We start from the raw sequence: 10,749 nt of genomic DNA on the forward strand, positions 1-10,749 counted from the left end.
GGGTATCGGTGGCCGCATGGGCAGCGGCCGACAGTGGATCAGTTGGTTGCACATCGACGACCTGTGCGCGATCGTGCGCCACTGCACGGACGACCCCACGCTGTCGGGCATCGTGCATGCGACCTCCCCCAACCCCGTACGCAACAGCGATCTCATGGCCGCGCTCCGCCGGGCGATGGGTCGTACCGTCGGTGTTCCCACCCCTGCGCCTCTGGTCCGGGTCGGATCGGTGTTCCTGCGCGCCGATCCGCTGTTGGTGTTGACCGGCCGTCGGTGCGTCCCGAACCGGCTGCGCGATGCCGGCTTCGAGTTCACCCACCCAGAGTTGGGACCCGCGGTCGCCGACCTGCTCAGCGGAGCGGCCCGCCGATGACCGGCCTCTCCTCGTCTAGGGCTGGACGTCGTTGGACAGGTTGATCCGGATCTCCGTGTTGCGGTAACCGGCGCGACCGAAAGCGGCCGCCATCGGCGCGTTGCCCATGTCGGTGGTGGCGGTGATGCGCGACTCCCCGTTGGTCGCGTGCAGGCGGGTGATCTCGGCGAGCACCTCGTCCACGTAGCCGCGCCCGCGGAACTCCGGCACCACCCCGAGATAGCCGACGTTCACGTTGTACGGGGTCGCGGAGGGAATCGCCATGCCCGCCACCTCGCCCTCGCGCGTGTAGGCGATCCGCCACCACTCCCGCTTGCCCGGCGCCCCGAGATAGAAGTCCATCTCCTCGCGCGCGGTCGCGTCCACGCCCTTGGCGGCCAGGCTCGCACGGGTCCGGGCATCCAGGCTGCCCTCGGCGATTCTCCTGAACACCGCGAGGAACTCCTCGTCGGAGGCCGCGCGGAACCGCAGCCGGCCGGCTGCGGGGGGCACCCCGTCGGCGGGTGCCCACTCGAACTGCAGCCGCTCCACCTCGCGGGTGAGGCCCGCCGCATGCGCCGCCGCCCGCCGCCACTCCACGGCCGCCAAGGTGGCCGGATCGTCCCGCCAGCCACCGCTGACCTTGATCATGTACTCCACCGGCTCCGGGAACCCGGCCAGCGCCGCCCTGATCAGCTCGGCGGCGACGGCGGCACGGTCGCCCACCGCTGGATCCACGTCGAGGCAGTCGAGCGCGACCGGATGCGGGCTGCCCTTCGGCCCCCACCACAATGCCCGTCCCACGACCTGGCCGTCGTGCTCGGCGATCCATGTCCATTCCGGCCGGTACATGCCTTCGGCCAGTTCGGCCAGGTAACGGTCTGCGGGGATCCACCCAACGGGCTCGGTCACGATCCACGGGGTCACGCGGTCGAGGTCCGCGGGGGCGGTAGCGCGGTAGGAGATCACGTGCAGAGGCTAGCGAAGCGCAGCACCATCATTCGTGCGCGCCGGGGGAATGACAGAAGGCCAGGTGAGAGTCGATCTCACCTGGCCTTCTGGCCTCTGGTCGGGGTGGCCGGATTCGAACCGACGACCTCTTCGTCCCGAACGAAGCGCGCTACCAAGCTGCGCCACACCCCGAGGCGTGCCGACAAATAGTAGCCCACCCGCCCGGAGGGTCAAACTCGGTACCCCCGCCGCCCGGCCCCGCCCCCGACCATCGACAGGCGGGCGGGAAGGAGCCGCTCAGCGGGGGATGAGGGTGAGGATGCTGGCCTCCGGGGGGCAGGCGAAGCGGACCGGGGCGGTCGGGTGGGTGCCGAGACCGGCGGAGACGTGCAGCCAGGAGTCCGAACCGGGCCAGCGGTGCAGGCCGCGCGCCATCGACCGGGGCAGGCCGCAGTTGGTGACCAGCGCTCCGTAGCCCGGTACGCAGACCTGACCGCCGTGGGTGTGCCCGGCGAGCAGCAGCCCGAAGCCGTCCGCGGCCATCTGGTCGAGCACCCGCGGCTCCGGGGAGTGCGTCAGCGCGATGGACAGGTCCGCCGAGGACGAGACCGCGCCGGCCACGGTGGGGTAGTCGTCCCGCTCGATGTGGGGGTCGTCCACGCCGACCAGGTCGAGCTGCCGGCCGCCGGCCTTCAGCGTGGTCCGGGCGTTGTTGAGATCCGCCCAGCCGGCGCCGGTGAACACCTGCCGGAGCTCCTCGTAGGGCAACTCGACGCCCTCGGTGTACTCCCGGTCAGGCAGGAAGTAGGTGAACGGGTTCTTCAGGACCGGCCCGGTGTAGTCGTTGGAGCCGAACACGAACGCTCCCGGGTAGTCCAGCAGCGGTTGCAGGGCCCGCAGCACTCCGGGCACCGCGCCCGGGTGGGCCATGTTGTCGCCGGTCACCACCACCAGGTCGGGGTCGAGGGCGGCCAGCGACGCCACCCACCGCTGCTTGCGCGCCTGGTCGGGCATCATGTGCAGGTCCGACAGGTGCAGGACCCGCAGCGGCTCCGCGTCGGCCGGCAGCACCGGCACGTCGTACCGCCGGAGGGTGAACATGTTGCGCTCGATGAGCGACGCGTACGCGAGGGTGGCCGCGCCGACCGTGGCGGTTCCGGCGGCAAGCCGGAATAGTGTGCGCTTTCGCATGGCGTTCAGGGTAGTTTGACCGTCCATGAGCACGCTGAAGGACCGCCTCACCGCCGACATGCGTTCCGCGCTCAAGGCGCGCGACGAGCTGACCACCTCCACGCTGCGGATGGCCCTGGCCGCCGTCGGCACCGCCGAGGTCGCCGGCAAGGCCAAGCGCGAGCTCACCGATGACGAGGTGCTCGCCGTGTTGACCAAGGAGGCCAAGAAGCGCCGGGAGGCGGCCACCGCCTTCGCCGACGCCGGCCGCGCCGAGCAGGCCGCGAAGGAGACCGCCGAGGGTGAGGTGCTGGACCGCTACCTGCCCCGGCAGCTCTCCGACGCCGACCTGGCCGAGCTGGTGTCGGGGGCGCTCGCCGCGGGCGGCTTCACCGGGAAGGCCCAGATGGGCCCGGCCATGAAGGCGGCCCAGGCCGCGGTGGCGGGCCAGGCCGAGGGTGGTCGGGTGGCCGCCGAGGTACGCCGACAGCTCGGCCTCTGATCCACCGGCATCCCGGTCTGCGCTCTCCGGAGCGTGGACGGGTAGGCGGTGGTCCCGGACAGACGGAAACGGGCGGGCACCCGTGGTGGGTGCCCGCCCGTCGTGTCCTGATCGTCGGCTCAGCCGCCGGGGCGGCCACCGGGTCGACCGGTGTTGCCGGGTTGGCCGCCACCGGGGGTGCCCGGCGTGGCGCCGCCGCCACCGTTGCTGACCTGGATGGTGACCACGCCGCCCTTGATGGTGCGCCCGTCCGGGCTGGTGCCGTGGACGGTGTTCGGAGGACAGGACGACTTCACCTTGGTGTCGGAGACCACCGGCTCGAAGCCCGCATCCTTGAGCCGGGACTTCGCCTGATCCACCGAAATGCAGCTCACGCCGGGGATGCTCTTCTGGTCACCCTCGGAGATCTTCTGGCCCGGCGGCTCGAACTGGATGCGGTCCTTGCCCCTCATGGCATCCCGCAGCGTCTCCTGGACCGGCGGGTTGATGCCGTTGGGGACATCGTGGCCCATCTCGACGTTCGTCTGCGGCCAGTCCGGGTCGGCCATGATGCCGGCCACCGCGTACTGCTTGGTCATCGCGACCAGGGCTGCGGTCTTCTCCGAGTCGGTGGTGCCGGACTTGCCGGCCACCGGCGCGTCGACGATTCCCTTCACCCGGCTGGCGGTGCGGCTGCTGCCGCACTTGCTGGTGCTGGAGTTGTCGCCGACCGGGCAGCGGGCGGCGTCCACGGCGGCTCGGGCCACCTCGGTGCCGAACCGCTTCTCACAGCGCGGTTTGGCGATGTCCAGTTTGTTGCCGTCCGGGTCCTTGATCTCCTGCACCGGGATCGGCTCGCAGTACGTGCCGTCCGCCGCCAGGGTCGCGTACGCGTTGGCGAGGTCCAGCGGAGTGGTCTGCGAGACACCGAGGGTGAAGGCGCCCCACTGGTGCGCCCCCTTCTCCAGGGTCAGATCCTCGTCGGTGCGGAACTGGATGCCGGCCCGCTTGGCGACGTCGACCACGTTCTCCGCGCCGACCTGCTGCTGGAGCGGGACGAAGAAGGTGTTGATCGACTGGGCGAACGCGGTCCACATGTTCTGCACGCCACCGGGCTTCAGTCCGGAGTTGGTCGGGCAGTACAGGTTGGTGCCGGGGCAGGCGGCAGGGCCGGGCTGGATCTTGTACTCCGACCGGAACTGCTGCGGCGCGTTCATGCTGTAGCTGAGCGGGATGCCCTTCTCCAGCGCTGCCACGATGGTGAAGATCTTGAAGGTCGAGCCAGCCTGGTAGCCGGTGATGCCGTCACCACCGGTGAGCAGCGGGTTGACCGTCGCCGGGTAGTTGCCCCGGATGCCCTTCCGGCTCTTCGCCGGATCGCTGGAGATCTTGTTATTCGGCTTCTTCGGGTCGTCCAGCTTGAACTGTCGGTTGACCGCGAGCGCCCGGACCCGGCCGGAGCCGGGCTCGACCACCGCGACCATTGCCGCTTCCTTGCTCTTCTCGCTCTTGGCCTTGCGAACCGCCTTGTCGGCGCCCCTCTGCGCCTGCACGTCGATGGAGGTCACCACCGTGTAGCCGCCGCTCTTGAGTCGCCGCTCCCGGTCGTACGTGGTGGAACCGAACGTCTCCTGCTGCATCCACCAGCGGTAGAAGTAGTCGCAGAAGAAGCCCCAGCTGTTGACGTTCGCGGCGACGCAGCCGTTCGGGGTCCGCTTGTCCAGCACCTTGAGCTCGACGGCCTTGGCGGCGTCCGCCTCCTGCTGGGTGATGGCCTTGATCTCGACCATGTTGTTGATGACGTAGTCACGTCGTTCCAGCGCGGCCGGGTAGCCCGACTCGGTGGTCGGGTCGTTCGTGGTGGGCGCCTTGACCATGCCGGCCAGCAGCGCCGCCTCCTCGATCTTGAGCTTGCTCGGCGGCTTACCGAAGTAGACCTGGCTGGCGGCGTAGATGCCGTACGCGCCGTTGCCGAACGCGGCGAGGTTGAGGTAGCGGGTGAGGATCTCGTCCTTGGAGAATTCCTTGTCGACCTGGAGGGCCAGCCGCATCTCGCGAAGCTTGCGGGCGCTGGTGTCCTCGGTCGCCGCGACCACGTCGGCCGGGTGGGTGGCCGAGTAGGCGATGGCCAGCCGGACGTACTGCATGGTCAGCGTCGAGGCGCCCTGCCGGCCGCCGTCGCCCTGGTTGTTGACGAACGCGCGGGCGACACCGTTGATGTCGACGCCGTTGTGCTTGTAGAAGTCGTGGTCCTCGGCCGCGATGATGGCCTTCTGCATGTACGGAGAGATGTCGGCGAGCTTCACGTCGCGCCGGTTCTCGTCGTACATGGTCGCGAGCGGTGTCTTGCCGTCCGACGCCAGTAGATAGCTGATCTGTGGCGCGCGGGCCACCGTCAGCTCTGTGGGCAGGGCGCCGAACGTCTCGGCGCCGGCCTTCGCGGCCAAGCCGGACATCGCCACCGCGGGGAAGGCCGCCGCAGCGACCACCACGCCGGCCAGCAGGCCGCACACCAGCAGCGATGCGGCGTTGGTCAGCACATTGTGGTCACGTTTCCGCATCCAGGTCACCTCGGCATGGTACGCGAGTAGGGAACGAGGGGCGCCTGGGCATTCTTTCCCCATTTCCTGCACGCGCTGCCCTCGTTGTGCTAAACGCACGACCCCCGGTGCTTGGTTGCGTGTAGCCCGGCGCGAGTCTCCTCCAATTTCCGGAGGTGGCGCAGCGTTATCGCCGACCTCGGCGGGGTAACCGGCGGGCGAAGGCCCGGGAAGCCGGGAGTGTCCGGAATGATGGATTTCGCCGACAACGTTGCGTAATCAGTCGACTACAGAGCATGATGGGGGCGGCGACAGCGCCACATGTCGTCCGTGCCGCCTTGGGGAAGGCGAGCCGGGCGATCGGGGGGAATTGCCGGCTGGCGTGCATCGACGAGGTCGGTAGGTACTGCAAGGGGGGACGTGTACACATGGGCATGATCACTGACTGGCCGTCGCTGGCGGCGTGTCAGAACGGGGACCCGGACGCGTTGTTCGTACAGGGCGCCGAACAGAACGTGGCGAAGCGGATCTGCCGGAGCTGCCCTGTTCGGTACGAGTGCCTGGCCGACGCGTTGGACAACCGGATCGAGTTCGGTGTGTGGGGCGGCATGACCGAACGCGAACGGCGGGCACTGCTGCGTCGACACCCGCAGGTGACGAGCTGGCGCAAGATGTTCGAGGCCGCGATGAAGAAGAACAGCAAGGAAAAGGCCGGAAAGGACAAGATCCTCGTCAGTGCGACCAACTGACGACGGTCACGGCCGGCTGATCGCCGCGCCGATCGTCCGCAGCCCGTCGACGTCGTGCACGTCGGCGGGCTGTGCCGTCACCGACACCGTCGGCACCGCCGGGAACGCCTCGGTGAACCGCGCGGCCACCTGCTGCTCGCGTACCGCCTGGCGAGCCAGCGCCGCGTGTGCCCGCAGCACGTCGGCGGTGGCCTCGTGCCCACCCAGGTCGGTCAGCCGCTCGGCGGCGACCCGGCTCTGCTCGGCGTCCAACTCCGGTGCCGCGAGTCGGTGCACCCGGTTGAGCACCAGGCCGGCCAGTGGCATCCGCTCCTCCCGCAGGCGGCCCGCGAAGTAGGCAGCCTCCCGGACCGCGTCCGGCTCCGGCGTCGCGACCAGCAGGAAGGCCGTCTCCCCAGCCTGCAGGATCCGGTACGTCTGCTCGGCTCGCTGCCGGAAACCGCCGAACATCGAGTCCAGTGCGGCCACGAAGCCGGACAGGTCGGTGAGCAGTTGCGCGCCGAGGACCTTCTGCACCACCTTCGAGAACATCCCGAACGAGGCGGTGACCAGGCTGAACATGCTCCGTCCGCCGCTGCGCGCCGGGGCCAGCAACAGTCGCAGCATCCGGCCGTCGAGGAAACGGGAGAGCCGGGCCGGTGCGTCCAGGAAATCAAGTGCCGAGCGGGACGGTGGGGTGTCCACCACGATCAGGTCCCATTCGCCCCGGGCGTGCAGCTGGCCGAGTTTCTCCATCGCCATGTATTCCTGCGTGCCGGCGAAGGTCGAACTCATCGCCTGGTAGAACGGGTTCGCGAAGATCTCGGCGGCCTTCGCCGGATCGGTGTGCTGCAACACCACGTCGTCGAAGGTGCGCTTCATGTCCAGCATCATGGCGTGCAGCTCGCCGCCGCTGCCCTCGACGTCGATCCCCTTGACCTGGCGGGGCGTGTTGTCCAGCTCGGTCAGGCCCAGCGACTGGGCCAGTCGGCGGGCCGGGTCGATGGTGAGCACCACCGTGCGTCGGCCGTGGTGCTCGGCGGCCCGCAGCGCCAGCGCCGCGGCCGTGGTCGTCTTTCCCACCCCGCCGGCACCGCAGCACACGACGATCCGTACGCCGGGGTCGGCGAGAATCTGGTCGACGTCCAGCAGCGGCGCCGCGTCTTCGGAAGGCACCAATCGAGCGTATCGGGCTGGTGGGTCCGTGCGCCCGTGCTGCGCTCAGGTGTGAGTCAATCGGCGCGGACGAGGGCCTGGGCCAGCGTCGTGAGCCCCGCCCGGTCCACTCCGTCGGGCAGCAACGGCAGCTCGACGATCGGCAGCCCCAACTCCACCAGGTCGGCGCGGAGCGAATCTTCCAGTTCGCGCCGGATGAGCTGGTCACGTGCCTCGTCGTGCAAACCGGCCACGGTGTCCCGATCGGCCGGCAGCCCGGCGGCGACCAGCCCTCGCCGCAGCTCCCCGGCGGTGACCGGCTGGCCGGCCGGCAGCGCCGGTCGGGTGCCGTTGACGATCACCTTTCCGGTGCCGAAGCCGAGGGCGGTCAGGTCGGCGATGGCGTCCACCGTCTCCTGCACCGGCATCTCCTCCAACAGCGTGACCACGTGGACCGCGGTCATCGGGGAGCGCAGCAGGGCAGCGACCCCCTCGCTCTGGGTCTTGATCGGGCCCACCTTGGCCAGCCGGGCCGTCTCCGCCGTGACGTTGAGGAACCGACCGATCCGCCCGGTCGGCGGGGCGTCCAGCACCACCGCGTCGTACGCGCGCCGCTGCCCGGTGGTGCGGGTGGTGGCCTCCTTCACCTTGCCGGTGAGCAGCACGTCCCGCAGACCCGGCGCGATGGTGGTGGCGAAGTCGATGGCGCCGAGCTTGCGCAGCGCCCGGCCCGCCGCGCCCAGCTTGTAGAACATGTCCAGGTATTCGAGCAGCGCCTCCTCGGCGTCCACCGCGAGGGCGCGCACCGCACCGCCGTCCGGCGCGTCGGCGAGGTGTCGCTCCTCGTACGGCAGCGGGTCGATGCCGAAGAGTTGGGCGATGCCCTGCCGCCCCTCGACCTCGACCAGCAGGGTGCGCCGACCGCCGGCGGCGAGCGCGAGGGCCAGGGCGGCCGCCACGCTCGTCTTGCCGGTGCCACCCTTGCCGGTCACCACGTGGAGGCGGGCCGACCATCCGGTACCGGCCGGGTCGAACGGCCGCTCAGCTGCACACACCCGTCGAGCCTATCCACGCCTGGCGGTCAGGCGACCTCGCAGACCCACCAACCCGTCTTCTGCACCACGGTGAACCGCAGGTCCTGGTCGGCAACCTTCTCGTCCGCGGTGGTCATGGTGACCCGGGTGGAGACGGTGGCCCGGTCACCGGTCTGGTTGTCCACCTTCGGGGTGGTCCACCTGAACCGGGGGTTCTGGTACTCGGACGCGTACTTCTGCACCTCGGCCACCTTCGCGGCGATCTTTCCGTCGTCGCGGGAGGCGGCGCACACGCGGGTGGCCGCCTTGGTCGCGTCGCGATCCTTGTAGACCGCGGTGAGGAACTCGTCGACGGCGACCGCCGGCTCCTTGGCGCCCTCGCCGGTCTCGGTGTTGCGCAGGGTCAGGAACGCCAGCACGCCGCCGCCCACGCAGAGCACCATGATCACGACGAGTGTGACCGCCGCGATCAGCAGACCACGCTTCTTCTTCGGCGCGGCCGTCCCGGGATAGGGCGGGTACGCCGGCGGGGGTGGCGGGATGGTCGACGGACCCGACGTACCGGGTGGTGTCGGTGTCGCGGCCGGCGTGCCGGCAGCCTCAGCCCCACCGGTCGGTGCGGGGAAGGCCTGCTGGACGGGGATCGTGGGTGCGGCGGGGAGCGCCGCCGGTGCGGGCGGCGCGGGGAGCGCGAGCTGCCCGGACGGCGCGGCGGGGGCCGCTGGGGCGGGGGCTGTCGACACGCCGGGCTGATCGGTGGGTTCCGGCTGGGCCGGCGGGAGGGCGGGTGGACCGGCCTGGTCGCCGCTGGGCGGTTGGGTCATCGTCTTCCCCCGGGGGTCCGGCGCCCGCCGCCACCCCTGGCGTCGAGCGTGATCGAGCGGGCTGCCGGGCGCTGCGCGACCGCCCGACCGGAAGGGTAGCGGTCGATGACGGAAGTGGTGTCGCCCGTGCCGCGCGGCCAGCCACCGATCCGGCCGACCGGACTCCGCTTGCGGAGCGCCATCGGGTGTCTTACCTGCCATGTGTCGCATATGTGACTGTAGGTAGCCATTCGGGCGCGTCTTGTTGGCGGGACTACGGCCCCGGACCTACCTTTCGTCCCGGCGCGGGGGCCGGAACGGACGAATGGGTCCGGACCGGAAGAGCGATCCGAGCGGTACGACCGGAGGCAGTGCATGCGCGACGTGGACAACATCCCTCGCACCCAGTTCCCGACCAACGAACGGCCGCACCGGTCCGGGTCCATGTTCACGGCCGGTGGGCAGATCGGTGGCCAGCCGATCAACGAACGGTCGTACCGACGGATGCCGGAGCAGGCGGAGGCGGGCCGGGCGCCGGGTCACGCCGCCGAGCGGACCCGCGACGACGACGAGCCGGGCTTCGTCATCCACCTGCCGATCCGGGTGCCGAGTCTGGCGGCGGCGACCGTACTGGCCGGCCGGGTCGCGGTGTCGCTGGGCTTCCTGCCCGAGTTGGACGCGGGCGAGACCACCGTGTCCAACGCCGATGATCAGAACAACAGGCACCGGGTCTTCTGCGACCTGCTGCTGCCCGACCGGTCCCGCTGCCCACAGGGATACGGACACGAAGGGCTCTGCGGGGAGGTGCCGGCCGCTCCGGAGCAGCGTCCCGCGCCTCGTCCGGCCAGCGGACCGTAGGCTGTCCCTCGAACAAATTCCGCACCGAGAGGGAGCCCTTCAGCGATGCAGAAGTGGGAATACTCCACGGTCCCGCTGCTGGTCCACGCGACCAAGCAGATCCTCGACAACTGGGGTGAGGACGGGTGGGAGCTCGTCGCCGTGGTCCCCGGGCCGAACCCCGACCAACTGGTCGCCTACCTGAAGCGACCGAAGGCGTGAGCAACGGTCCGCACGCGAAGCTCGCCGAGCTGGGGCTCGACCTGCCCGAGGTCGTGCCGCCGGTGGCCAGCTACGTGCCGGCGGTGCAGTCCGGGCAGCACGTGTACGTCTCCGGCCAGTTGCCGATCGCCGAGGGCAAGCTGCTGGCGACCGGGAAGGTCGGCGCCGGGATCTCCGCCGAGCAGGCGAAGGACCTGGCCCAGCGGTGCGCGCTCAACGCGCTGGCCGCGGTCGACTCGCTGGTCGGCCTGGAAAATGTGGTCAAGGTGGTCAAGGTGACCGGTTTCGTGGCCTCCGCGCCCGGCTTCACCGGTCAGCCCGCAGTGATCAACGGTGCCTCCGACCTCTTCGGCACCGTCTTCGGTGAGGCCGGTCGCCATGCCCGCAGCGCCGTAGGGGTGGCCGAGCTGCCCCTCGACGCCCCGGTCGAGGTCGAACTGATCGTCGAGGTCGCCTGACGCTTCGCGACGCCCCGC

Annotated in this window: 12 protein-coding genes and 1 tRNA gene; 6 read left to right on the forward strand and 7 right to left on the reverse strand. The window is 70.4% G+C overall.

What is annotated here, in order from left to right:
• The first annotated feature begins 16 nt into the window (after window positions 1–16).
• Window positions 17–373 (forward strand): DUF1731 domain-containing protein, encoded by a 357-nt coding sequence (locus tag AB0C01_RS08500; RefSeq protein WP_357570751.1) that lies wholly within the window; start codon window positions 17–19, stop codon window positions 371–373.
• Window positions 374–388: 15 nt separating this feature from the next.
• Here AB0C01_RS08500 and AB0C01_RS08505 read toward each other — a convergent pair whose 3' ends face one another.
• The 3 genes from AB0C01_RS08505 to AB0C01_RS08515 form a co-directional block, all read right to left on the reverse strand.
• On the reverse strand, window positions 389–1,321 hold the full coding sequence (locus AB0C01_RS08505; RefSeq protein ID WP_357570752.1) for a GNAT family N-acetyltransferase: 933 nt from the start codon (window positions 1,319–1,321) through the stop codon (window positions 389–391).
• Window positions 1,322–1,418: 97 nt separating this feature from the next.
• Window positions 1,419–1,495, reverse strand: a tRNA-Pro gene (locus AB0C01_RS08510).
• Between the two features lie 105 nt (window positions 1,496–1,600).
• Window positions 1,601–2,494 carry a metallophosphoesterase gene (locus AB0C01_RS08515; RefSeq protein ID WP_357570753.1) on the reverse strand — a complete coding sequence of 298 codons (894 nt, stop codon included), beginning with the start codon at window positions 2,492–2,494 and terminating at the stop codon, window positions 1,601–1,603.
• 25 nt (window positions 2,495–2,519) lie between these two features.
• On the opposite strand from AB0C01_RS08515, the gene AB0C01_RS08520 reads away from it, so the two are divergent.
• Window positions 2,520–2,975, forward strand: coding sequence for a GatB/YqeY domain-containing protein (locus AB0C01_RS08520; RefSeq protein WP_357253009.1), 456 nt, complete (start codon window positions 2,520–2,522; stop codon window positions 2,973–2,975).
• Between the two features lie 119 nt (window positions 2,976–3,094).
• Here AB0C01_RS08520 and AB0C01_RS08525 read toward each other — a convergent pair whose 3' ends face one another.
• The gene (locus AB0C01_RS08525; RefSeq protein ID WP_357570754.1) at window positions 3,095–5,515 is read right to left on the reverse strand and encodes a transglycosylase domain-containing protein; all 2,421 of its coding nucleotides are present in this window, start codon (window positions 5,513–5,515) and stop codon (window positions 3,095–3,097) included.
• 407 nt (window positions 5,516–5,922) lie between these two features.
• Here AB0C01_RS08525 and AB0C01_RS08530 point away from each other — a divergent pair, with 407 nt between their 5' ends.
• Complete coding sequence (locus AB0C01_RS08530; RefSeq protein WP_357253003.1) at window positions 5,923–6,243, forward strand: WhiB family transcriptional regulator; 321 nt, start codon at window positions 5,923–5,925, stop codon at window positions 6,241–6,243.
• A gap of 6 nt (window positions 6,244–6,249) precedes the next feature.
• Here the strand turns inward: AB0C01_RS08530 and AB0C01_RS08535 are convergent, their stop codons facing one another.
• From AB0C01_RS08535 to AB0C01_RS08545, 3 genes are read right to left on the reverse strand one after another with little or no spacing between them, the layout of a single operon-like run.
• Window positions 6,250–7,398, reverse strand: coding sequence for an ArsA-related P-loop ATPase (locus tag AB0C01_RS08535; RefSeq protein ID WP_357253000.1), 1,149 nt, complete (start codon window positions 7,396–7,398; stop codon window positions 6,250–6,252).
• A 56-nt stretch (window positions 7,399–7,454) separates the two neighbouring features.
• Entirely contained in the window at window positions 7,455–8,432 is a 978-nt protein-coding gene (locus tag AB0C01_RS08540) for an ArsA-related P-loop ATPase (protein WP_357570755.1), read from the reverse strand.
• A 26-nt stretch (window positions 8,433–8,458) separates the two neighbouring features.
• Window positions 8,459–9,154, reverse strand: a complete 696-nt coding sequence (locus AB0C01_RS08545; protein ID WP_357570952.1) for a hypothetical protein — start codon at window positions 9,152–9,154, stop codon at window positions 8,459–8,461.
• Window positions 9,155–9,589: 435 nt separating this feature from the next.
• Here AB0C01_RS08545 and AB0C01_RS08550 point away from each other — a divergent pair, with 435 nt between their 5' ends.
• Genes AB0C01_RS08550 through AB0C01_RS08560 form a run of 3 tightly spaced genes read left to right on the forward strand, consistent with a single transcriptional unit; the run spans window position 9,590 to window position 10,731 of the window.
• A complete protein-coding gene (locus AB0C01_RS08550) occupies window positions 9,590–10,072 on the forward strand; it encodes a hypothetical protein (RefSeq protein ID WP_357570756.1) in 483 nt (160 codons plus the stop codon).
• 45 nt (window positions 10,073–10,117) lie between these two features.
• On the forward strand, window positions 10,118–10,273 hold the full coding sequence (locus AB0C01_RS08555) for a DUF4177 domain-containing protein (RefSeq protein WP_007466198.1): 156 nt from the start codon (window positions 10,118–10,120) through the stop codon (window positions 10,271–10,273).
• The gene (locus AB0C01_RS08560; protein ID WP_357252990.1) at window positions 10,270–10,731 is read left to right on the forward strand and encodes a RidA family protein; all 462 of its coding nucleotides are present in this window, start codon (window positions 10,270–10,272) and stop codon (window positions 10,729–10,731) included. The genes AB0C01_RS08555 and AB0C01_RS08560 overlap by 4 nt, the downstream gene beginning before the upstream one ends.
• The last annotated feature ends 18 nt before the right edge of the window (window positions 10,732–10,749 follow it).

This window comes from Micromonospora sp. NPDC048905 (assembly GCF_040649655.1).
GTDB lineage: Bacteria > Actinomycetota > Actinomycetes > Mycobacteriales > Micromonosporaceae > Micromonospora.